The organism is Stutzerimonas stutzeri (assembly GCF_002909485.1).
GTDB lineage: Bacteria > Pseudomonadota > Gammaproteobacteria > Pseudomonadales > Pseudomonadaceae > Stutzerimonas > Stutzerimonas stutzeri_AH.
This window is the reverse complement of the sequence record NZ_PPXG01000001.1, coordinates 406,079-427,306: the sequence shown is the minus strand read 5'-3', so window position 1 is coordinate 427,306 and position 21,228 is coordinate 406,079. Positions and strand designations below refer to the sequence as shown.

Sequence of the window (21,228 nt, the reverse complement as noted above, 5' to 3'; positions counted from 1 at the left end):
CATGAGAGTTAAAGCCCACTTCCTGCTGCTCTGCGTATTGCTCCTGCCCACGATTGGCGCGGCTTCCAACAAAACGATCTACGGACTTAACGAGAACGTCGGGCTGCCCGACTTCAATCTTGAGGTGGAGGCGAAGCTGGACACGGGCGCGCAGACCGCGTCGCTAAGCGCCCGAGACATCACTCGCTTCAAGCGCAAGGGCGAGTCGTGGGTGCGCTTCTATCTGGCAGTGGACAGCGCGCACGAGCACCCCATCGAGCGGCCGCTTGCACGCATCAGCAAAATCAAGCGCAGGGCCGGTGATTTCGATCCGGAAGAGGAAAAAACCTATACAGCACGCCCGGTTATCGAGCTGGATCTATGCATGGGCAAGGCTAAACGCACAATCGAAGTGAACCTCACAGACCGTACTGCATTCCAATACCCACTTTTGATAGGTTCCGACGCGCTCACCCGCTTCGGCGCCCTGGTCGACCCAAGTCGCACCTTTATTGCCGGCAAGCCCGGCTGCCTCAACGAATCTGACGCTGACGAGTAATACCCATGCGCGCTCTCACTTTGCATCTGAAAGTCCTGATCTTCCTGCTCGTCGCTTTGGGAATTTCGATCACTGCCTACCAAATTTTCATACTGGGCATTCCTGTTACCGAAGACGAAACCGATGACCTCTGGAACATCGACGCCAAGGTCGAATTCCAGGCCAGCCCGCGTGAGCCGGTCAAGCTGCAGATGTACGTACCACCGCTGAACCAGGAATTCGTCAGCCTCAACGAGAGCTTCATTTCCAACAACTACGGCGTCAGCATCAACCGTGCCGATGGCAATCGTCGTGTTACCTGGTCCGCGCGCCGCGCCAGTGGCAATCAGACGCTTTATTACCGTCTGGTACTGACCAAACGCTACAGCGGCGAACAGACCAAGGCAACCGGGCCGATCTTCCGCGACAGCATCCCGGTGGAAGGACCAGAGAAAATCGCAGCCGAAGCGCTACTATCGCCGATTCGCCAGCACTCGGCCGACGTCGAGACCTTCATCAGCGAAGCGATCAAGCGGGTCAACAACCCCAACGACGACAACGTCAAATTACTGCTGGGCGGCGACACCTCAATCCCGAACAAGGCGCGTGTCATCGAGCTGCTGCTGTCTATTGCTCATGTGCCGATGGAGCGCGTACACACTATCCGCCTGGCTGCCGATCAGCCACAGACACCGGAGCTCTGGCTGCGCAGCTTCAACGGAGACAAGTGGCTGTTCTTCAACCCCGGCACCGGTGAGCAGGGGCTGCCGAATGATCGCCTGATCTGGTGGACTGGCGACGAGCCGCTGATCAGCCTGGAAGGTGGACGCAATCCGCAGGTCACCTTCACGCTCAACAACAGCGAGATGAATGCCATTCGCCTGGCCAAGTTGACCGACGAAAACACCGAGGCGGGCTTCCTGGAATATTCGCTGTACGGCCTACCGTTGCAGACCCAGCAGACCTACCAGATCATGATCATGATCCCGATTGGTGTGCTGGTGATTCTGATCCTGCGCAATCTCGGTGGCCTGCAGACCCTCGGCACCTTCACCCCGGTGCTGATTGCCCTGGCATTCCGCGAAACTCAGATCGGCTTCGGCATCATTCTGTTCACGCTGATCACGGCGCTGGGCCTGTCGCTGCGTTCCTATCTGGAACACCTCAAATTGCAAATGCTGCCGCGGCTGTCAGTGGTTTTGACATTCGTCGTGGTGCTGATTGCCGTGATCAGCCTGCTCAGTCACAAGCTCGGCCTGGAGCGAGGGCTGTCGGTATCGCTGTTCCCGATGGTGATTCTGACCATGACCATCGAGCGCCTGTCGATCACCTGGGAAGAGCGCGGTGGCGGCCATGCCTTCAAGGTTGCGGTCGGCACGCTGATCGCCGCAAGCCTGGCATTCATGCTGATGAACATTCGGGAGTTGACCTACTTCATCTTCACCTTCCCGGCGGTACTGATGATCATGGTGGGCTTCATGCTGGCGATGGGTCGCTACCGCGGCTACCGCCTGACCGAGCTGTTCCGCTTCAAAGCCTTTCTGAAGGATTGAGCCATGTTTGGTCTGATCAAGACGTGGAAGGCCCTGGAAGCCAAGGGAATCATGGGCATCAACCGCCGTAACGCGGACTACGTGCTCAAGTACAACAAGCGCAACCTGTATCCGATCGTCGATGACAAAATCATCACCAAGGAACGGGCCATTGCAGCCGGTATTCATGTGCCGGAGATGTACGGCGTCATCGAGACCGAAAAGGACATCGATAAGCTCAAGGACATCGTCAGGGATCACACCGATTTTGTCGTGAAACCAGCTCAAGGCGCTGGGGGCGACGGCATCCTGGTGATCGCCGACCGCTTCGAGGGCCGTTACAGAACCGTGTCCGGCAAGATCCTGACGCACGAGGAAATCGAGCACCAGATATCCAACATCCTCACCGGCCTTTACTCCCTGGGCGGTCACCGTGACCGCGCCTTGATCGAATACCGCGTGACACCTGACCCGATCTTCAAGAGCATCAGCTATGAAGGCGTGCCGGACATCCGAATCATCGTGCTCATGGGCTACCCAGTCATGGCCATGCTGCGCCTGCCCACCCGGCAATCCGGCGGCAAGGCGAACCTGCACCAGGGCGCCATCGGCGTCGGTGTGGACCTGGCCACCGGTATCACGCTACGCGGCACCTGGCTGAACAACAAGATCAGCAAGCATCCAGACACCACTAACGCGGTGGACGGCGTGCAGCTGCCCAACTGGGACGGTTTCATGAAGCTCGGCGCTGCCTGCTACGAGCTTTGCGGGCTGGGCTATATCGGCGTGGACATGGTGCTCGATCAGGACAAAGGGCCGCTCATTCTCGAGCTGAATGCGCGCCCGGGCCTGAATATCCAGATCGCCAACGACTGCGGCCTGACGCACCGCGCGCATGCCGTTGAGAATCGGTTGGCGGAACTCAAGGAGAAAGGCATTCAGGAAACGCCGGAGGAACGAGTAAAGTTCTCCCAGGAGCTGTTCGGGCATGTCCCGCCCCACGTCTGAATGACGCAAACCGGATGGCCCGCGTATCCTCGCGGGCTGCCCTCTCATCGACCTGACCCATGCCCATCTGCACGCTGCACGCCCTGCCCTATCAGGCGGACCCCTCTCACTGGTTCGAACGCATCCGCCACGCGCCGAGCGCGGTCCTGCTCGATTCCGGCAGGCCAAAAGCCGAACGCGGACGCTTCGACATTCTCAGCGCCTGGCCGCTGGCTGTGCACGAGCCACGCGACGATGAATCAGGACGTGATTTCTTCCAGCGCTTGCGCCAGGCATTGCGCGGACTGGGCTCCGCAGAGCTGCCCGAGGACTGCGAGCTGCCGTTTGCCGGTGGGCTGATCGGCCTTTTGAGCTACGACTTCGGTACACGCCTCGAGACCCTTCCCCAGCGCGCCATCGACGACAACGGTCTGCCACTGGCGCGTTTTGGCCTTTATGGCTGGGCGCTGATCAGCGATCACCAAAGGCGGACCAGTCAGTTAATGTTTCACCCAGCGACGACTGCCGCCGAACAGATGCGGCTGATCACGCTGTTCGATTCGGGCACCACCGTCGAAAATGCTCCATTCACGCTGCACAGCCGTTTCGCTGCCGATCTGAGTGTCGACACGTACCGGAACGGCATTGAGCGCATTCAGGCCTACATCCAGGCCGGCGACTGCTACCAGGTCAACTTCACTCAGCGTTTCCGCGCCGGCTGTTCGGGCGACTCCTGGGCCGCCTATCGGGCACTGCGCGAGGCCTGCCCAACACCTTATGCCGGATTCCTAACGCTGGACGAAGGCGTGATAGCCAGTCTGTCGCCGGAGCGCTTCCTGCGTTTGCACCAGGGCCATGTGGAAACTCGTCCGATCAAGGGCACCCGGCCACGCGGTGCGGACGAGCGCAGCGACGCCGCACAAGCGCAAGCGCTGCTCGCCAGCGAAAAGGATCGAGCCGAGAATCTGATGATCGTCGACCTCCTGCGCAACGACCTTGGCCGCAGCTGTCGGATCGGCAGCGTGCGTGTTCCGCAGCTGTTCGCCTTGGAAAGCTACCCCAACGTCCATCATCTGGTGAGCTGCGTGACCGGTGAATTGGCCGACAACCACGATGCATTCGATCTCCTGGCTGGCAGCTTTCCCGGCGGCTCGATCACAGGGGCGCCGAAGATCCGCGCGATGCAGATCATCGACGAGCTGGAGCCCACTCGCCGCTCTATCTATTGCGGATCGCTGCTGTACATCGATATCAGAGGAGAAATGGACAGTTCCATCGCCATTCGCACACTGCTCATCCGGGATGGGCAAGCCAGCTGCTGGGGCGGCGGCGGTATCGTCGCCGATTCCGATTGGCAAGCGGAGTACCAGGAATCGATCGACAAGGTGAGCGTTCTGATGAGAACGCTGGAAGGGCTCTAAGCTGCAAGCCAATCAGTGGCACGCACAAGCATCTGCCAAGCTTTTTAAAACCTGCCGCCTCCTATATTGCGCAGTGTCACCGGACAACGTGCGACAGGCCTGGATTTGGTGGGCCGAAGCCCACCCTGCCTGTTTCCTGCCGCTTTTGCCTGCACCTTGTCGCTGTATCAGAGCGCCAGTTTGCGGTTCGACGCCTTGAGGAATTCCTGCTTCAGCTCATCGAAGGTATGCACCGCAGGGAACTGCGGGAACTCAGCGATGACGTTATCCGGCGCATGGAACAGGATGCCGGCATGGGCTTCGCTGAGCATGGTGGTGTCGTTGTAGGAGTCGCCAGCGGCAATCACGCGGTAGTAGAGGCTTTTCAGCGCGATGACCGACTGACGCTTGGGGTCCTTCTGGCGCAGCTGATAATCCACGACACGATCGGTTTCGTCGGTGATCAGGCGGTGGCAAAGCAGCGTCGGAAAACCCAGCTGACGCATCAGCGGCTGCGAGAACTCGTAGAAAGTGTCCGAGAGGATCACCACCTGAAAGCGCTCGCGCAGCCAGTCGACGAACTCCGGTGCGCCTTCCAGTGGCTTCAGAGTTGCAATCACCTTCTGGATATCGGCGAGCTTCAGGCCGTGTTCATCGAGAATGCGAAGACGCTGCTTCATCAGCACGTCGTAATCGGGAATGTCCCGCGTGGTCGCCCGGAGCGATTCGATTCCGGTGGCCTCGGCAAAGGCGATCCAGATTTCCGGAACCAGCACACCTTCCAGGTCGAGACAGGCTATTTCCACGGGCCACTCCTCAATGCAGAAAATTGAAGGCGGCACTCTAACGGCAGCACGCAACCGAAGCAACGCAAGGCTTATACCCGAAGCAGCTGATCAGCGTATCTAAACGTTATTTAGCGGCATAACCGCCGTTTGCTACCATCCGCCGCCTCAGAGCGCCAAAGCGCCGTTATCTATAAGGAAGCCGCCTGATGAGCCCATCTATCGACGTTGCTGCGTTGGCCGCCGCCTACGCCGAGAAGTCCCCGCAAGACGTTTTAAAACTCGCCTTCGACCTGTTCGGTGATGACCTGTGGATTTCCTTCAGCGGCGCCGAGGACGTGGTGTTGCTCGACATGGCCTGGAAACTCAACAAAAACGTCAAAGTATTCACCCTTGATACCGGCCGCCTCCACAGTGAGACCTACCGGTTCATCGAGCAGGTACGCGAGCACTACGGCATCGCTATCGAGATCATGACGCCGGACCCGGCACTTCTGCAGCCCCTGGTGAACGAGAAAGGCCTGTTCAGCTTCTACCGCGACGGTCACGGCGAATGCTGCGGGATTCGCAAGATCGAGCCGTTGCGGCGCAAGCTGACGACCGTCCGCGCCTGGGCCACCGGCCAGCGTCGCGATCAGAGCCCGGGCACACGCAGCCAAGTACCGGTGCTGGAACTCGACTCAGCGTTTTCGACGCCGGAAAACGCGCTGTACAAGTTCAATCCGTTGGCGCAGATGACCAGCGAGGAAGTCTGGGGTTACATCCGCATGCTCGAACTCCCCTTCAACAGCCTGCACGAGCGCGGGTTCATCAGCATTGGCTGCGAACCCTGCACCCGTCCGGTCCTGCCCAACCAGCACGAGCGCGAGGGCCGCTGGTGGTGGGAAGAAGCGACTCATAAAGAATGTGGCTTGCACGCCGGCAATCTGATCGCTAAGAACTGATATGAAGATCAGCCTGGCCCAGCGGCGCTAGCCATCGGATCGGAAAAAACGAGTGCAGCAGGTTGGGTACCAGGACCGACCTGCCGTCACCGATCAGTAGGTCGGCAACTCCATCCCGTCGAACAGTTCATCCAATTCCACTTTGTTACGACATTGCACGGCCCTTTCCAACATGTCCCGATCCAGATGTGGGGCGAACTGCTGTATGAAGTCGCACATGAAGCCGCGCAGGAACGTGCCGCGACGAAAACCGATCTTTGTCACGCTCGACTCGAACAACTCGCTGGCGTCCAGCACCACCAGATCCGAATCCAGCTTGGCATCGACCGCCATGCGCGCCACGATCCCGACCCCCAGCCCAAGGCGCACGTAGGTCTTGATCACGTCGGCGTCGGCGGCCGTGAACACCACCTTGGGCGAAAGCCCCCGGTGTCCGAACGCCTCGTCGAGCTTGGAGCGACCGGTAAAGCCGAATACATAGGTCACGATGGGATGCTCGGCGAGCGCTTCCAGGGTGAGCTTTTCGAGCTTGGCCAATGGATGCCCCTGAGGCACGATCACGCAACGGTTCCAGCGGTAGCAAGGCATCATCACCAGGTCGCCGAACAGCTCCAACCCCTCAGTAGCGATAGCAAAATCGACAGTTCCATCGGCAGCCATTTCCGCTATCTGCATCGGCGTGCCCTGATGCATGTGCAGGGAGACGTCGGGATACTGCTTGATAAAGCTACTGATCACCTGGGGCAGCGCATAGCGCGCCTGGGTGTGGGTGGTGGCGATGCTCAGAGTGCCCTTCTTCTCGTTGGAGAACTCCTGGGCAATCTGCTTGATGCTTTCGCATTTGCGCAGGATCTCTCCTGCCGTGGTGATGATGCGTTCCCCTGCTGGTGTCACCCGAGTCAGGTGCTTACCGCTACGAGCGAAGACCTCTACGCCGAGTTCGTCTTCGAGCAAGCGAATCTGCTTGCTAATGCCTGGCTGGGAGGTGAACAGACTCTGGGCAGTTGCCGATACATTGAGGTCATGATGCGCCACTTCCCAGATGTAACGCAGTTGTTGAAGCTTCATAGAAATCCCTCAAGGCAAAGGCGCCATCGCGCTCGCCGCAACACTTATAACCAGATGAAAGGTTCACCGGCGAATGATAGATCTTCCGCAAACTTTTTGCTGTGCGACCTTTGGTCAGGGTGGTCACCGCTGCTGGATGAGCTTAGCAGCGCGGCGAAATCGAGCCCAATCTTTGCGTCAGCCCTGACCATTAGCCTCTAGAAAGCGCAACATGTGGTACAGCATTTCCGTCCGAGGCATCGAAACGCCCGCCTGCGCCGCGGCAGCAAGCGGTGCCTCGTAGATGGCCTCGAGCTCCATCGGCCGGCACTGGATTCGGTCGTGATACATGCTTGGCAGGTAATCGGGCATACGTGCTGTGCCCATCAACAGCTTTTCAGGAAAATCCTCGGGCAATGAACAGCCCAGCGCCCGCGCAGCCGCACACACTTCCTGCATGATGGCCTTGATCTGCACACGGGCGTGACTATCGCCAAGCAGCGCTTCAGTGCCCGCATTCAGCAGCGCGGATAGGCCATTGAACGGTACGTTCCACACCAGCTTCATCCAGCGTGCCTGCGCCAAGCTGGGCATCGGAGCGGAGTCCACCCCAGCCTGTCGGAACATCTCGGCCATCTCGTTCAGCACAGCGAGCTGCGCCTGCTCTTCTGCACCCGCAGGCCCGGAGTGATAGCCGAGATTAACCCCGCCAAGTGCCTGATGCTCGACCACACCGGGTGCAGAGCGATGAGCGCAGATCGCGCACAGCCCGCCCAACAGATGCACGCTTTCAGGCAGCAACGGCCTGAGGGCATCCTCCACACCCAAGCCGTTCTGCAACACCACGACCTTGCAATCAGGAGCAGCCAGCTGCGCGATGATCGGCGCCAGCGCCGCATTGCTCGTGCTTTTCGCTCCCACCAGCAACCAGTTGCATCGCGGCATTTGCGAGACATCGCGGTAGACCTGCGGCTGCTCCAATGCCAACGGTCCGTGAACGGCACTGTTGACTCGCAGCCCGCGCTCACGAACGGTGGCGTATTCGCTGCGTAGCAGAAAGTGCACATCGTAGCCGGCGCGCGCCAGCATAAGACCGTAGAAACCACCGATGGCACCAGTGCCGACGATGCCGATACGTGGGCTCGCTGCAGACATAAGCACTCCAGATAGAAGGATGGTCGCGTCACCGCGCCAACCAGTTGAAAAACCAAACGATAGCAGCACGACGCCTAGCGTCCCAGCAGCGCACCCTGCAGGCCAACGGCTGTCCGCGCGGAACGCCGCAATAGGCCATCAATCTCGTTGTCGATTTCGCCCTTTAGCGCTAAGGTTCCGTTTCCCCGCTGCGCCCTCACGCTATGTTCCGCCGCACCGGGATGGCTGGCGGACGGCTCCCGTGATCTCTGACGAGTAACAAATGGCTGATTTACCAATCGACGATCTTAACGTTGCCTCCAATGTGACCCTGATCACGCCGGAGCAACTGAAGCGTGAAATCCCGCTGACCGCCTCCGCGCTGCAGACCGTATCCCACGGGCGCCAGGTCGTACGCGACATTCTCGACGGCAAGGATCACCGCCTGTTCATAGTGATCGGGCCTTGCTCCATTCACGACCTGAAGGCCGCCCACGAGTACGCCGAGCGGCTAAAGGTGTTGGCGGAAAAGGTTTCGGACAGTCTGTTCCTCGTCATGCGGGTGTATTTCGAGAAGCCACGCACCACCGTCGGCTGGAAAGGTCTGATCAACGATCCTTACATGGACGACTCGTTCAAGATCCAGGACGGCCTGCACATCGGCCGCAAGTTGCTGCTCGATCTCGCCGAGATGGGCCTACCCACTGCGACCGAAGCGCTTGATCCAATTTCCCCGCAGTATCTGCAGGATCTGATCAGCTGGTCGGCCATTGGCGCCCGGACCACCGAATCCCAGACGCACCGTGAGATGGCGTCGGGCCTGTCCTCGGCGGTCGGCTTCAAGAATGGCACCGACGGCAGCCTGACCGTGGCTATCAACGCCCTGCAGTCGGTTTCCAGCCCACACCGCTTCCTCGGTATCAACCAGTCCGGCGGAGTGTCCATCGTCACCACCAAGGGCAACAATTATGGCCACGTTGTGCTTCGCGGCGGTAATGGCAAGCCCAACTACGACTCGGTCAGCGTCGCAGTGTGCGAGCAGGAGCTGAACAAGGCCGGCATCCGCCCCAACGTCATGATCGACTGCAGTCACGCCAACTCCAACAAGGACCCTGCCTTGCAACCGCTGGTGATGGACAACGTCGCCAACCAGATCCTGGAAGGCAACAATTCCATCGTCGGCCTTATGGTGGAAAGCCACCTCGGCTGGGGCAACCAGTCGATCCCGAAGGATCTTTGCGATCTCAAGTACGGTGTATCGATCACCGATGCCTGTATCGATTGGGAAACCACCGAGAAAGCGGTGATGAGCATGCACGACAAGCTCAAGGATGTGTTGCCCAGACGGCAGCGCGACTGAAACGAAAAACGCCGGTCTCCCGGCGTTTTTTTTATGGGTTTGACTCAACCTGGTCCGACGCTGGTCGATTGCGTTCGATATACCGCTCGACATATGAACACGACGGGATCACCTGATAACCCTCTCGCTCGGCATATTCGAGCGCGTGTTGCGCAAGCACCGCCGCAATGCCACGCCCGCGCAGAGCATCCGGCACGAAGGTGCGATATATGTCCAAGGTCTGCTTGCCCAGATCCATATACGCCAGGTAGGCGCAATGGCCTTCGATCTGAGCCTCGAAGCGATGACCAGCCAGGTCGTGGTGAACCTGCACCATATCGCTCATTTCAACTCCTTAGCAGGGTTGTCCTGTCTTCTTGTTCTCGGTTGGCTGCGGTGATGACACTCAGCTGCCGCCAAAGATGCTTTGGATTGTCTTTCTACCCGTTTCCATCCGATTCGACCAGCCTCCCGTTGAGCAGTATTTGCGCACCGAAGATCAGGAACTTTCGGTCAATCGGAGAATCTGGCAACTACGAAGCCTATGTAAATGACTTGCGCTGGATGTTTTTCATCCAACTTGCCGGCATGAGTGCTTAACTGAAGGCGGTTCCGGAAAAAAAAGCCGAAGCGCTACCATCGCCTCCGTTTACTTAAGCTAAGTTATAGGTAGTATGTGCGCGCAAACTTTCCATAACGGAAGTTGCTTTATGGATTTCCACCTTGAGGGGAACAAGATGAACAACGTTCTGAAATTCTCTGCTCTGGCTCTGGCCGCAGTTCTGGCTACCGGTTGCAGCAACAGCATGACTAAAGAAAGCGAAGCTCGCCTGACCGCGACTGAAGACGCCGCTGCCCGCGCCCAAGCTCGCGCTGACGAAGCGTACAGCAAGGCCGACGAAGCTATGGCCGCCGCTCAGAAGGCTCAGCAGACTGCTGACGAAGCCAACGAGCGTGCTCTGCGTATGCTGGAACGCGCTAGCCGCAAGTAAGCTTGTAGAAATAAAAAAAGCCGACCTTTCAGGTCGGCTTTTTTTATACCCTCAGCTTGGCCATCAGAACAACTGTTCCTCATGGGCAACTACTTCGCTCCGCTGTTCGGCGATCTGAATCGGCAAGCCGTCCTCGCCGGCGATTATCTCGCGCACCATTTCCCAGTCCAGATGCAGCTTGCCAGCGGCCTCGTCGCGTTTGAGCAGCGTATTGATGACAACGGCATGCTTATCCATAAGCGTGAGCGTCTTCTGATCGCCATCTTCCAGCGGCGCATGGGCCTCGAGATAAACCTTGCCGTCACTGATACCGAACTTGTAAGGCTCGTCGACGATCCGTACCGGCGTGCCAACCTTGACCATCTTCGACAGCTCGAGCACGTTGTGATTGAGCATGCGGAAACAGCCGTGGCTGACGCGCATGCCAATACCGAACTTCTTGTTCGAACCATGGATCAGGTATCCCGGCAGCGCCAGGGTCATCTTGTAAGGTCCGAGCGGGTTATCCGGGCCCGGCGGTACCACCCTGGGTAACGGGTCACCGTCAGCTGCGTGCTCATCACGAATCGACTGAGGCGGATACCAGGCGGGGTTACTGGTCATGGCAGAAATACGGGTATTGCCAACGGGTGATCCCCAGCCCTCACGGCCGATGCCAAGCGGGAAGGTATGCACGACGTTCTTGCCTTCCGGGTAGTAGTACAGACGGTACTCGGCAATATTGATCACGATCCCTTCACGAGGACCTGGCGGCAGGATGAAACGGGTCGGCAGAATGATGTCGGTGCCCTCACCGGGCAGCCAGGGGTCGACGCCCGGGTTGGCAGCCACCAGCTCAAGGTAACCTAGGTCATAGGTCTCACCAATGGCGGCGAAGGTGTCTTCATATTTGGCCTTGATGACCTGAATCTGACCGACGATATCGTCACCCTCGGGCGGCAGCGGCAGCTCGAGCGCCGCACTGGTGCCTGCCGAAAGCAAAGCAGCGAATGACAAACAGGAGGCGACTGCAAACGCGCGCGAGAGCATTCAGAAATCCTTGAAGATTTGGATTATGGAAATGGAGCGATTGTACTTGAACCGAGCGAAACTTGAGCTACCAGGCAGCAGTGGCGGACGGAAGGCCCTTGCGTCGTGCTTCCAGCAGTTGCCGGCAGTTGGGGCACAGCTGCCGATCCTTGAGCATCGCGCGCTCCAGTTCCCTCCAGCGAGGCTGCGCCGGCAGCAAACCACCGCATAGCGTACGGTCGGCATTGCCGCTCAGCTCAAGCTGCCGTGACGCCAGATGCAGTCGATTTTCGCGGCAGGCGAACATGTCGTACTGTTCGTCCGGCACGATGATTCGATAAGCGTAAAGGGTCCTGGCTGAGCGCGACATCTGAGGCTCCAATCGAGGGCGCGACAGTAGCTGCGCGCACGCCTCAAAGCAAGGGTTTGAGCACCGGCCAGACTGTCTTGAGCAGTAGATCCTGCGCCTCGGCAGTCGGGTGAATACCATCGGCCTGCATCATGCCCGCGACACCGCCAACACCCTCGAGCAGGAATGGCACATAGGCGACAGTTTTCTCGGCAGCGAGCGAGTCGAACGCGTCAGCGAAAGCGCGGGTGTAACGCTGCCCGAGATTGGGTGGCATGCGCATGCCCAGTAACAACACTTGCGCACCTGCATCACGGCTGCGATCAATCATTTCGGCAAGATTCTGTTTCAATTGCCCTGGAGCCTGGCCGCGCAAGCCATCGTTGCCACCGAGCTCCAAAATGACCACCTCAGGCGTGTGCTCAGCAAGCAGTGGATCGAGCCGCGCGAGCCCGCCAGCCGTGGTGTCGCCGCTGATCGAGGCATTCACTACCCGCCATGATTCATCCTCTTCGACCAGACGCTCCTGTAGCAGATGCACCCAGCCCTGGCTTGTTTCCAGCCCGAAAGCGGCGCTGATACTATCCCCGACCACCAGAACGGTTCCGGCCAGGGCTCCCTGAGTCCAGCACAGCAGCGCCAGAGCCCCGCATTTCAGCCAACTTCGCATCGGATCCCCTCATGAGCGGCAACATTCTCGACGCCCGGAACCTTAACAAAGTGGTACCCAGCGCGGAAGGCGAGCTGAGCATCCTGGCCGACCTCTCCCTGCAACTGGCCAAGGGCGACAGCCTTGCCATCGTTGGCACCTCGGGCTCTGGAAAGTCAACGCTGCTCGGCCTGCTGGCCGGGCTCGATCTGCCGAGCTCGGGCGAAGTACACCTGGCCGGCCATGCGCTGGCTGCACTCGACGAAGATCAGCGGGCACGGGTGCGCGCCGAGCACGTCGGCTTCGTTTTCCAGTCCTTCCAGCTGCTGGACAGCCTGAACGCATTGGAGAACGTCATGCTGCCGTTGGAGCTGGACGGCCGCCGCGACGCCCGTGAACGGGCCACCGAACTGCTCGGACGCGTTGGCCTGGCGGAGCGCCTGCATCACTATCCTCGCCAGCTCTCCGGTGGTGAGCAGCAACGTGTCGCCCTCGCCCGCGCGTTCGCCGCCGAACCTGACGTGCTGTTTGCCGATGAACCCACCGGCAATCTCGACACTCACACCGGCGCCCATGTCACGGAACTGCTTTTCGAGCTCAATCGTGAACGCGGAACCACCCTGGTGCTGGTAACCCACGATGAGCGCCTGGCCAAACGGTGCCATCGCATGATTCGCCTCGAAGCTGGTCGACAGATCGCTGCCGAGTCAGCCGAATGATGCGCATGCCCAAGGCTCGGCTACTTGCCCTGGCTTTCCGACAATTAATGCGTGACGCCCGCGCTGGCGAGCTGCGTGTGCTGTTTTTCGCGCTGGTGGTGGCTGTGGCTGCCAGCACTGCGATCGGCTACTTCGGCGCCCGGTTGAACGACGCAATGCTGCTACGAGCCAGTGAGTTTCTGGGTGCTGACATGGTCCTGAGCGGTAGCGCGCCGGCAGTGCCAGAGCAGATCGAAGCGGGCATGGCACAAGGTCTCGATCATGCACGGGTAGTCGAATTCTCAAGTGTGATTGCAACCGATCAGAACCTGCAACTTGCCAGCGTGAAGGCTGCGAGCAGCGCCTATCCGCTACGTGGCACCCTGCGCAGTGCAGCGCAGCCCTATGAGGCCGAACAACCAGGAGGGGGCCCGGCACCCGGCGAAGCCTGGGCCGAAGCACGACTGTTCGCAGCACTCGACCTGGCGATCGGAGACAGCATCGAAGTCGGCAATAAACCGCTGCGCCTGACCCGTGTACTCACCTACGAACCGGACCGAGTCGGCGATTTCTACAGCCTGACTCCACGCGTCCTGATGCACCTCGATGACCTGGACGCAACTGGCGTCGTGCAACCCGGCAGCCGCGTCCGCTACCGCGAGCTTTGGCGCGGCGAGAGCGCGGCACTCGCGACCTATCAGCAGTCACTGCAAGCAGGGCTGCAAGCGCATCAGCGTATTGAAACGGCCAACGACAGCAATCGACAGATCGGTGGTGCACTTGGTCGCGCTGAGCGCTATCTGAACCTCGCCAGCCTGGCCGCGATTCTACTGGCCGGAGTGGCCGTGGCGCTCTCCGCAGCCCGCTTCGCCACGCGCCGCTTCGACGCCAGCGCCCTGCTGCGCTGCCTGGGTCTTTCACGCATTGATGCGCTGCTGCTCTACACCCTGCAACTGGGCATGCTCGGCCTGCTTGCCAGTTTTACGGGGGCGCTGCTCGGCTGGGCTGCACAGCACGGGCTGTTCTTCCTTTTGCGCGATCTACTTGCCCAGGAGATACCGCCGGGCGGCATCTGGCCCGCAACTGCCGGCATAGCAACCGGTCTGGTAGCGCTGGCAGGCTTTGCCCTGCCCCCGCTGGCAGCATTGGGTCGTGTACCACCGTTGCGGGTGCTGCGCCGCGACATGCTGCCCATCCCGCCCAGTGCATGGTTGGTCTACGGCACGGCCATCTTCGCGCTCGGGCTGATCATGTGGCGCCTAAGCCTCGATCTGAAAATCACCCTGGCATTGCTTGGCGGCGGCCTGCTTGCCACGCTGCTCCTTGGCGGCCTGCTTCTGCTCGGCCTCAAGGCCATGCGTCGCTTGCTTGCTGGCGCATCGCTGAGCTGGCGCCTTGGCCTGGGCCAGTTGCTGCGCCATCCACTGGCAGCCGCAGGGCAAGCACTCGCTTTCGGCCTGATCCTGCTGGCCATGGCTCTGATCGCGTTGTTGCGCGGCGAGTTGCTCGATACCTGGCAGGAACAGCTGCCGGATAACGCACCCAACCACTTCGTTCTGAATGTCCTACCAGCGGAAAAGGATGCCTTTGCCGAGCGCATCGCCGCCCTTTCCAGCCATGCCGCCCCACTGTATCCGGTCGTACCGGGCCGCCTGATTTCGATCAACGGCGAGCCGGTGCGCCAGTTGGTCAGCAAGGAATCCCAGGGTGAGCGCGCCATACGCCGCGATCTCAGCCTGACCTGGGCGTCCGACCTTCCCAAGGACAACCATCTGGTTGCCGGGCAATGGTGGACAGATAAGAAGGCAACGGACACCCCAGGGGTATCCGTAGAGGCCGAGCTAGCTGAAAGCCTGCAACTGAAGCTGGGCGACCGCTTGTCCTTCACCATCGGCGGGTTGGCCCGCGAGGCCAGCGTCACCAGCCTGCGTGAGGTCAACTGGGATAGCTTCCAGCCCAATTTCTACATGATCTTCGAACCGGACACGCTGCAGGGTATGCCAGCGACCTATATGACCAGCTTCCACCTGCCACCCGGCAAGGAGCGTGAGCTTGTAGAGCTGGCTCGTGCGTTCCCCTCGGTCACCCTACTTCAGGTGGAGGCGTTGCTGGCTCAGCTGCGCAGCATTCTTGCCCAGGTGTCGCTGGCAGTGGAGTACGTGCTGCTGTTCGTGCTTGCCGCCGGACTGGCGGTTTTGTTCGCCGGGTTGCAGGCCACGCTGGACGAGCGCATTCGCCAGGGCGCATTGCTGCGGGCACTTGGTGCGGAGCGGCGATTGCTGCTTCGTGCACGTCGCGCAGAGTTCGGCCTGCTCGGTGCAGCCAGTGGCCTGCTGGCCGCGCTCGGTTGCGAACTGGTCAGCGCCCTGCTCTATCACTACGCGTTCGATCTGCGCTGGCAGCCGCATCCCTGGTTGCTGGTATTGCCACTGATTGGTGCGCTGCTGGTTGGTGGCGCCGGGCTGATCGGCACGCGCCGAGCGCTCAACGCCAGCCCGCTTACCGTACTGCGCGAGAATTGAAGCGGTACAATCAGCGCTTTTCAGCAAGACCGGAAATCCATGAGCCGCTACCGCCCACCCCGCCCGGCTGGCACGCCCTTGATCACCCCCGAGGGCGAAGCCCGGCTGCGCGCCGAGCTTCACGAACTCTGGCATGTCAAGCGCCCACAGGTAACCCAATCGGTGAGCGAGGCAGCGGCACAAGGTGACCGTTCGGAGAATGCCGAGTACACCTATGGCAAGAAGATGCTTCGGGAAATCGACAGCCGTGTGCGCTTCCTGACCAAGCGATTGGAAAAGCTCAAGGTGGTCGGCGAACGCCCTAGCGATCCGAACAAAGTGTATTTCGGCGCATGGGTAACCCTGGAGGATGAGGACGGTGAGGAAGCGCGCTACCGAATCGTAGGCCCCGACGAGCTGGATCTCCGCCAAGGGCTGATCAGCATCGACTCACCATTGGCGCGTGCCTTGCTGGGTAAGACGCTGGATGCCGAAGTTCAGGTGCAGACGCCCACCGGCATGAAGCTCTGGTACGTGGTGGCAATCGAATACCCGTGACCATAAGGTCACAATGAGAACAATCGGTCATCATCTTCGTCGATAATGCGCCTTTGCGTCACTCATCTTCGGCGAAACAGTACCTTCTCACTCAATTGCCGTTTCGCTCGGTAACAGTTACGCCGAACCGTCCCGATAGCACGGCAATATCATTTCTCGCACGAGAGCCCAGCTAGAGCTTATGCGTCTCATCTCGCAAGTTCTGGCACGAATGCTGCGCTTATCCTTGCGCAGTACGCGCGATGCGCGGTGAACGGCAAGGGAGTGCCCACAGCCCGATTCACATTCGAAGAGTGCGTCCATGAACAAGAAAAAAACCTTGCTCGCCCTCTGTCTGGGTAGCGCCTTGGCGCTCACCGGTCAGGCTTACGCTGCTTCCGGCAGTGGCTACACCGCTACGAAATATCCGATTGTGCTGGCCCACGGTATGCTCGGCTTCGACAGTTTGCTCGGCATCGATTACTGGTATGGCATCCCCAAGGCACTGCGTCGCGACGGCGCTCAGGTTTATGTCACGGAGGTCAGCCAACTCAACACCTCCGAACTCCGCGGTGAGGAGTTGCTGGCACAGGTGGAGGAGATCGTCGCGATCAGCGGCAAGCCCAAGGTCAATCTGGTCGGGCACAGTCATGGCGGACCCACCGTGCGCTACGTGGCCGGGATTCGACCGGATCTGATTGCATCGGTGACGAGCGTCGGAGCACCGCACAAAGGCTCGGACGTCGCCGATCTGATACGCAATATCCCTGAAGGCTCCTCTGGCGAAGCCATCGTCGCTGGGCTGGTGAATGCCATGGGCACCTTCATCAACTTCCTGTCGGGCAGTTCCAGCACCGCCCCGCAGGACTCATTGGGTACCCTGGAGTCGCTCAACAGCGAAGGCGCTGCGCGCTTCAACGCCAAGTTCCCGCAGGGGATTCCCACCAGTGAATGCGGCGAAGGCGCCTACAAGGTCAACGGCGTGCACTACTACTCCTGGAGTGGCACCAGCCCCCTGACCAATCCGTTAGATGTTAGCGACGCCATGATGGGGGCCGGGTCCCTGGCGTTCAGCGGCCCCAACGATGGCTTGGTCGGGCGCTGCAGTTCGCATCTGGGCATGGTCATCCGCGACAACTACCGCATGAATCACCTTGACGAGGTCAATCAGTTCATGGGGCTGACCAGCCTGTTCGAAACCGACCCCGTCAGCGTTTATCGCCAGCACGCCAACCGACTGAAGAACGCCGGCCTCTAGCGAACTGGATGAGCCAAAGTTTACAGCCCCCATGAACTTGGTCGGGATCACCATCCCGACCGCCTTCGTAAGGCATTTCCATGAGTCGATACCTCGTTCTGCTGACCCTGGTCGCCGCGCTAAGCCTGACCATCATGTTGGGCCGATCAGCTTCCAGCCCGACCTCGGCTGCCACGCCACCCGCCTCTGTCTCGCCAGCCCCGGCTTCAACACCACCAGTCATGCAACCGCGCGAAACAAATGCAGCGCCACAGACTGCTATGAAACTCCCGGACTCGTTCAAGGGCACGCACATCGACGGTCAATTCCGCCTGGACCAAGCCGGCAACCTCATCGTCGGAGCCGAGATTCGACAGATCTTTGATTACTTTCTCGCGGCTATCGGTGAGGAGTCACTCAAAGGCAGCATCGAACGATTGCACCATCATATTGCTGCCGAGCTACCGGAACCTGCCCAAGGCCAGGCGATTGCAATACTCAACCAGTACCTGAGTTACAAGCGCCAACTGCTTGAATTAGAAGCCTCTTACACGCGCGCGCCAGATCTGGGTGCGTTGCGCCAGCGTCTGAGCGCGGTACAAGCGCTGCGGGCACAGGTACTTGACCCCGCTGTTCACCAGGCCTTCTTTGCGCTGGACGAAGCTTACGACCGCTTCAGCCTGGAGCGCCTTGCCATACGCTCCGACCCTGCGCTGGATAGCGCTGCCAAGGGTCGAGCCATTGATCAGCTGCGCGCATCGCTGCCCGGCGAACTGCAGGATCTGCTTGTGCCACAGTTGCAAACCGAGCTTCGCGAGCAAAGCGCCGCACTGTTGGCAAACGGTGGAAGTGCACAGCAGATCCGCCAGCTACGTCAGCAATTGGTGGGCTCGGCGGCAGCTGAGCGTCTGGAGGCGCTGGACCAACAACGCCATCAATGGCAACAGCGAGTCGCGGCCTATCGACAGGAACGGCAGCGCATTGAGACCACCCGCGGCCTGGACGACATCGAGCGCCTTAGAGCTATCGAACGCCTGGAGACGGAGCATTTCGACGAGAGCGAACGTTTGCGCCTTGTTGCTGCATACCAGCAGCAGGCTGCGCGCACCGCAACCCGCTGAACGTGATCAGTTGGCCGCCGTCTTGCGGTCTGCTTCCAGTAAGTAACGCTCGCGCTGATAGGCGAGGTAGTACTTGTTGATACTGTTGACGTAGGCCACCACACCCATCCCGACGGTCTCCATGGCAATACGTTCGACCTGGAAGAACCACTGGTCCGGATTGAGGCCGCGTCGGCGGGCCTCGGCACGCATGCTCTGCACTCGCTGCGGGCCGAGATTGTAAGCGGCGAGAATGAACGCCATGCGCTCACGCTCGTTCAGGCGCGGGCTGGCGAAGTAGTTACGGCGGATGTTCGCCAAATACTTCGCACTGGCCTGCACGTTATTGTCCAGCTGCTGGATATTGCTCACGCCCATCGCGCGGGCGGTGGCCGGCGTAACCTGCATCAAGCCTGTCGCGCCGCCAGCCCCCCGGGCCGCCGGATTCAACGTGGATTCCTTGAACGCCAGTGCGGCAAGGTTCAGCCAATCCAGTTCGATCTGTTCGGCATAGCGCTGCAGCGTCGGACGAACCTTTTCCAGGCGCTGGCGACCGACTCTGTCGAGCGGGTATTGCACTTTGTACAGGCGCCGGTAAACACGCTCGAAAGCTACATCCTGGTTATCCGGCAGATCGAAGTCCTTGAGAAAGCGATCGGCACTTGCGCGCAGCATGCTGGCATCCTTGCGCACGAACCAGTGCATGCTGCCTTTGTCCTCCAGACTCAGGTGCTGGTCGATACGCAGTTTCGGCATGACCTTGGCCCAACGCTTGGCGATGGTGTGCTCGACGACGGTGGCCGGATAGACGCCGGCCTGCACCATTTCCAGCACGTCTTCGACGGCCATCGTGGGGTCGACCCACTCCGCGACGATCGGCGCCTGATTGCGTTCCATCAACTGTTTGTTCAGGCGCGCCAGCGCCGGCCCTGCGGCACTGCCAGGCGGCAAGGCAACGCTACGCCCGGAAAGCTGCTCCAGACGCTGATAGCGTGGACCGCCCTGCCGTCCAATCAGCACCAGCGATACGTCGCTTACTACTGGCCGGCTGCGGCTGATGCCCTTCATGCCCGCCAACGGCAGCAATTCGCCAGGCGCTACCAGATCACCTTCACCGCGCTGCAGCGCGCCGAGCAATTGGTCTTTGGCTTTGGGAATGATTTTGAGGGTAATTGAGCGCCCGGGTGCGGCGTCGCGGTTCAGGTGTTGTTCAAAGGCGCGCAGCCGCGCGTACTCCACGCCTATTGCCTCGCCCTTCACTTCTCCGGAACTGTTACGGCTCTGGTTGACCAGTACGCGCAATACGCCACTGCGGCGAATCTCGGCAAGATCACGTACCGTATCGCTCGATTGCCAGGCCTCAGGTCCGGCCACGCGAGCGCTCGCTATCACCGGCGTTAAAACCAGCAGCAAGCAGATCAGAAGTGGCAGCAATCGTGACATCGAGGATGCACCGGTCTGAAGACGCAGAGAGCGCTAAACGCGGTGTCCCTGCCCGCAATAAGGTGGCAAAGGTTCTCACAGGTCGGGTGATTCTGCTAGCTGATGCTCTAAAAGTGGTTTAGGTTAATAACCTATCTTGTTGATTTACATTGAATTTAAGTTTTGGGGTCGCTATGCAGCTTATCGATATTGGCGTCAATTTGACCCATCCGACATTCGCCTCGGACCCATCGGCAGTCGTCGAGCGTGCCAAAGCCGCGGGCGTTGCTCAGATGGTGCTCACCGGAACCAGTCTTGCAGAAAGTGAAGCTGCGATCAGACTCTGTCGCGAGATCGACGAATCTCGCCAACACCTATTCAGCACCGCAGGCGTCCATCCGCACGACGCCAGCCAGTGGACCGCCGATAGCGTTAGCCAGCTGCGCAGTCTGCTGGGTGAGCCCGAAGTGCGCGCTGTCGGTGAGTGCGGGCTGGATTTCAACCGCGATTTCTCGCCACGACCACAACAAGAACGTGCACTGGAAGAACAGCTGCAGCTCGCTGTCGACCTATGCCTACCGGTCTTCCTCCACGAGCGCGACGCCAGCGAACGGCTGGTAGCGATCCTGCGGCCGTTTCGCGACCAGTTGAGCGCCGCGGTGGTGCACTGCTTCACTGGCGAGAAACGTGCGCTGTACACCTATCTCGACCTCGATCTGCACATCGGCATCACCGGTTGGATTTGCGACGAGCGTCGTGGCACCCATCTGCATCCGCTGGTCGGTGAAATACCCGAAGGACGCCTGATGCTGGAAAGCGATGCGCCCTATCTGTTACCACGCAGCCTGCGACCCAAGCCGAAAAGCGGGCAAAATCAACCAGCCTATCTACCGGAAGTGCTGCGCGAGGTGGCTATTCACCGTGGCGAAAGCGAAGCGCGACTCGCCGAGCACACCACCCGCTGCGCCCGCACTTTCTTCGGGCTGCCTGACCTCGACTGATTCACAATTTCTTCTCAAGCTCTGCCCCCAGCGGCCGTTAATTGTTGAG

21 protein-coding genes are annotated in these 21,228 nt (G+C 60.0%); 13 read left to right on the top strand and 8 right to left on the bottom strand.

The annotated features are described in order from the left end of the window. Position 1 precedes the first annotated feature (1 nt). Genes CXK91_RS01875 through pabB form a run of 4 tightly spaced genes read left to right on the top strand, consistent with a single transcriptional unit; the run spans position 2 to position 4,457 of the window. Complete coding sequence (locus CXK91_RS01875; protein WP_103454707.1) at positions 2-538, top strand: ATP-dependent zinc protease; 537 nt, start codon at positions 2-4, stop codon at positions 536-538. A 5-nt stretch (positions 539-543) separates the two neighbouring features. After that, positions 544-2,070, top strand: a complete 1,527-nt coding sequence (locus tag CXK91_RS01870) for an inactive transglutaminase family protein (protein WP_103454706.1) — start codon at positions 544-546, stop codon at positions 2,068-2,070. Between the two features lie 3 nt (positions 2,071-2,073). After that, positions 2,074-3,057 (top strand): alpha-L-glutamate ligase-like protein, encoded by a 984-nt coding sequence (locus CXK91_RS01865; protein ID WP_103454705.1) that lies wholly within the window; start codon positions 2,074-2,076, stop codon positions 3,055-3,057. Between the two features lie 59 nt (positions 3,058-3,116). Next, positions 3,117-4,457 carry an aminodeoxychorismate synthase component I gene (gene pabB, locus CXK91_RS01860; RefSeq protein ID WP_103454704.1) on the top strand — a complete coding sequence of 447 codons (1,341 nt, stop codon included), beginning with the start codon at positions 3,117-3,119 and terminating at the stop codon, positions 4,455-4,457. A 167-nt stretch (positions 4,458-4,624) separates the two neighbouring features. On the opposite strand, the gene thrH is transcribed toward pabB, so the two are convergent. Continuing rightward, positions 4,625-5,242, bottom strand: coding sequence for a bifunctional phosphoserine phosphatase/homoserine phosphotransferase ThrH (thrH, locus tag CXK91_RS01855; protein WP_003284573.1), 618 nt, complete (start codon positions 5,240-5,242; stop codon positions 4,625-4,627). A 188-nt stretch (positions 5,243-5,430) separates the two neighbouring features. On the opposite strand from thrH, the gene CXK91_RS01850 reads away from it, so the two are divergent. Continuing rightward, entirely contained in the window at positions 5,431-6,165 is a 735-nt protein-coding gene (locus tag CXK91_RS01850; RefSeq protein WP_103454703.1) for a phosphoadenylyl-sulfate reductase, read from the top strand. 93 nt (positions 6,166-6,258) lie between these two features. Here CXK91_RS01850 and cysB read toward each other — a convergent pair whose 3' ends face one another. Further along, the gene (gene cysB, locus CXK91_RS01845) at positions 6,259-7,233 is read right to left on the bottom strand and encodes an HTH-type transcriptional regulator CysB (RefSeq protein ID WP_103454702.1); all 975 of its coding nucleotides are present in this window, start codon (positions 7,231-7,233) and stop codon (positions 6,259-6,261) included. Between the two features lie 177 nt (positions 7,234-7,410). Further along, positions 7,411-8,367: a putative 2-dehydropantoate 2-reductase gene (locus CXK91_RS01840; RefSeq protein WP_103454701.1), complete on the bottom strand. Its 957-nt coding sequence runs from the start codon at positions 8,365-8,367 to the stop codon at positions 7,411-7,413. 262 nt (positions 8,368-8,629) lie between these two features. Between CXK91_RS01840 and CXK91_RS01835 the strand changes: the two genes are divergently transcribed. After that, positions 8,630-9,706 carry a 3-deoxy-7-phosphoheptulonate synthase gene (locus CXK91_RS01835; RefSeq protein ID WP_103454700.1) on the top strand — a complete coding sequence of 359 codons (1,077 nt, stop codon included), beginning with the start codon at positions 8,630-8,632 and terminating at the stop codon, positions 9,704-9,706. A 31-nt stretch (positions 9,707-9,737) separates the two neighbouring features. Here the strand turns inward: CXK91_RS01835 and CXK91_RS01830 are convergent, their stop codons facing one another. Further along, positions 9,738-10,031, bottom strand: coding sequence for a GNAT family N-acetyltransferase (locus CXK91_RS01830; protein ID WP_103454699.1), 294 nt, complete (start codon positions 10,029-10,031; stop codon positions 9,738-9,740). Between the two features lie 391 nt (positions 10,032-10,422). Between CXK91_RS01830 and CXK91_RS01825 the strand changes: the two genes are divergently transcribed. Then, complete coding sequence (locus CXK91_RS01825) at positions 10,423-10,677, top strand: Lpp/OprI family alanine-zipper lipoprotein (protein ID WP_003284566.1); 255 nt, start codon at positions 10,423-10,425, stop codon at positions 10,675-10,677. Positions 10,678-10,740: 63 nt separating this feature from the next. Here the strand turns inward: CXK91_RS01825 and CXK91_RS01820 are convergent, their stop codons facing one another. The 3 genes from CXK91_RS01820 to CXK91_RS01810 all read right to left on the bottom strand — a co-directional run bounded on the left by CXK91_RS01820 (position 10,741) and on the right by CXK91_RS01810 (position 12,704). Beyond that, positions 10,741-11,706: a L,D-transpeptidase family protein gene (locus CXK91_RS01820; RefSeq protein ID WP_103454698.1), complete on the bottom strand. Its 966-nt coding sequence runs from the start codon at positions 11,704-11,706 to the stop codon at positions 10,741-10,743. Positions 11,707-11,773: 67 nt separating this feature from the next. Beyond that, entirely contained in the window at positions 11,774-12,055 is a 282-nt protein-coding gene (locus CXK91_RS01815) for a hypothetical protein (protein ID WP_003284563.1), read from the bottom strand. A 43-nt stretch (positions 12,056-12,098) separates the two neighbouring features. Beyond that, positions 12,099-12,704, bottom strand: coding sequence for an arylesterase (locus tag CXK91_RS01810; RefSeq protein WP_103454697.1), 606 nt, complete (start codon positions 12,702-12,704; stop codon positions 12,099-12,101). A gap of 11 nt (positions 12,705-12,715) precedes the next feature. Between CXK91_RS01810 and CXK91_RS01805 the strand changes: the two genes are divergently transcribed. The 5 genes from CXK91_RS01805 (at position 12,716) to CXK91_RS01785 (ending at position 18,777) form a co-directional block, all read left to right on the top strand. Next, positions 12,716-13,402, top strand: coding sequence for an ABC transporter ATP-binding protein (locus tag CXK91_RS01805; protein WP_103454696.1), 687 nt, complete (start codon positions 12,716-12,718; stop codon positions 13,400-13,402). Beyond that, complete coding sequence (locus CXK91_RS01800; RefSeq protein ID WP_103454695.1) at positions 13,399-15,903, top strand: ABC transporter permease; 2,505 nt, start codon at positions 13,399-13,401, stop codon at positions 15,901-15,903. The genes CXK91_RS01805 and CXK91_RS01800 overlap by 4 nt, the downstream gene beginning before the upstream one ends. A 39-nt stretch (positions 15,904-15,942) precedes the next feature. Further along, positions 15,943-16,440 (top strand): transcription elongation factor GreB, encoded by a 498-nt coding sequence (gene greB, locus CXK91_RS01795; RefSeq protein ID WP_103454694.1) that lies wholly within the window; start codon positions 15,943-15,945, stop codon positions 16,438-16,440. Between the two features lie 301 nt (positions 16,441-16,741). Beyond that, positions 16,742-17,677 (top strand): triacylglycerol lipase, encoded by a 936-nt coding sequence (locus CXK91_RS01790; RefSeq protein ID WP_103454693.1) that lies wholly within the window; start codon positions 16,742-16,744, stop codon positions 17,675-17,677. A gap of 80 nt (positions 17,678-17,757) precedes the next feature. Beyond that, positions 17,758-18,777 (top strand): lipase secretion chaperone, encoded by a 1,020-nt coding sequence (locus tag CXK91_RS01785; RefSeq protein WP_103454692.1) that lies wholly within the window; start codon positions 17,758-17,760, stop codon positions 18,775-18,777. Between the two features lie 6 nt (positions 18,778-18,783). Here the strand turns inward: CXK91_RS01785 and CXK91_RS01780 are convergent, their stop codons facing one another. Further along, entirely contained in the window at positions 18,784-20,199 is a 1,416-nt protein-coding gene (locus CXK91_RS01780) for a transglycosylase SLT domain-containing protein (protein ID WP_103454691.1), read from the bottom strand. A 173-nt stretch (positions 20,200-20,372) separates the two neighbouring features. On the opposite strand from CXK91_RS01780, the gene CXK91_RS01775 reads away from it, so the two are divergent. Further along, complete coding sequence (locus CXK91_RS01775; protein ID WP_103454690.1) at positions 20,373-21,179, top strand: TatD family hydrolase; 807 nt, start codon at positions 20,373-20,375, stop codon at positions 21,177-21,179. The last annotated feature ends 49 nt before the right edge of the window (positions 21,180-21,228 follow it).

Excerpts from the sequence above, each read along its gene's own strand:
- CXK91_RS01840 (WP_103454701.1), bottom strand. The coding sequence starts at position 8,367 with ATGTCTGCAGCGAGCCCACGTATCGGCATCGTCGGCACTGGTGCCATC.
- pabB (WP_103454704.1), top strand. The coding sequence starts at position 3,117 with ATGCCCATCTGCACGCTGCACGCCCTGCCCTATCAGGCGGACCCCTCT.
- CXK91_RS01870 (WP_103454706.1), top strand. The coding sequence starts at position 544 with ATGCGCGCTCTCACTTTGCATCTGAAAGTCCTGATCTTCCTGCTCGTC.
- CXK91_RS01810 (WP_103454697.1), bottom strand. The coding sequence starts at position 12,704 with ATGCGAAGTTGGCTGAAATGCGGGGCTCTGGCGCTGCTGTGCTGGACT.
- CXK91_RS01830 (WP_103454699.1), bottom strand. The coding sequence starts at position 10,031 with ATGAGCGATATGGTGCAGGTTCACCACGACCTGGCTGGTCATCGCTTC.
- cysB (WP_103454702.1), bottom strand. The coding sequence starts at position 7,233 with ATGAAGCTTCAACAACTGCGTTACATCTGGGAAGTGGCGCATCATGAC.
- CXK91_RS01820 (WP_103454698.1), bottom strand. The coding sequence starts at position 11,706 with ATGCTCTCGCGCGCGTTTGCAGTCGCCTCCTGTTTGTCATTCGCTGCT.
- CXK91_RS01785 (WP_103454692.1), top strand. The coding sequence starts at position 17,758 with ATGAGTCGATACCTCGTTCTGCTGACCCTGGTCGCCGCGCTAAGCCTG.
- CXK91_RS01815 (WP_003284563.1), bottom strand. The coding sequence starts at position 12,055 with ATGTCGCGCTCAGCCAGGACCCTTTACGCTTATCGAATCATCGTGCCG.
- CXK91_RS01865 (WP_103454705.1), top strand. The coding sequence starts at position 2,074 with ATGTTTGGTCTGATCAAGACGTGGAAGGCCCTGGAAGCCAAGGGAATC.
- CXK91_RS01875 (WP_103454707.1), top strand. The coding sequence starts at position 2 with ATGAGAGTTAAAGCCCACTTCCTGCTGCTCTGCGTATTGCTCCTGCCC.
- CXK91_RS01805 (WP_103454696.1), top strand. The coding sequence starts at position 12,716 with ATGAGCGGCAACATTCTCGACGCCCGGAACCTTAACAAAGTGGTACCC.
- CXK91_RS01790 (WP_103454693.1), top strand. The coding sequence starts at position 16,742 with ATGAACAAGAAAAAAACCTTGCTCGCCCTCTGTCTGGGTAGCGCCTTG.
- CXK91_RS01775 (WP_103454690.1), top strand. The coding sequence starts at position 20,373 with ATGCAGCTTATCGATATTGGCGTCAATTTGACCCATCCGACATTCGCC.
- CXK91_RS01800 (WP_103454695.1), top strand. The coding sequence starts at position 13,399 with ATGATGCGCATGCCCAAGGCTCGGCTACTTGCCCTGGCTTTCCGACAA.
- CXK91_RS01835 (WP_103454700.1), top strand. The coding sequence starts at position 8,630 with ATGGCTGATTTACCAATCGACGATCTTAACGTTGCCTCCAATGTGACC.
- CXK91_RS01825 (WP_003284566.1), top strand. The coding sequence starts at position 10,423 with ATGAACAACGTTCTGAAATTCTCTGCTCTGGCTCTGGCCGCAGTTCTG.
- CXK91_RS01780 (WP_103454691.1), bottom strand. The coding sequence starts at position 20,199 with ATGTCACGATTGCTGCCACTTCTGATCTGCTTGCTGCTGGTTTTAACG.
- greB (WP_103454694.1), top strand. The coding sequence starts at position 15,943 with ATGAGCCGCTACCGCCCACCCCGCCCGGCTGGCACGCCCTTGATCACC.
- CXK91_RS01850 (WP_103454703.1), top strand. The coding sequence starts at position 5,431 with ATGAGCCCATCTATCGACGTTGCTGCGTTGGCCGCCGCCTACGCCGAG.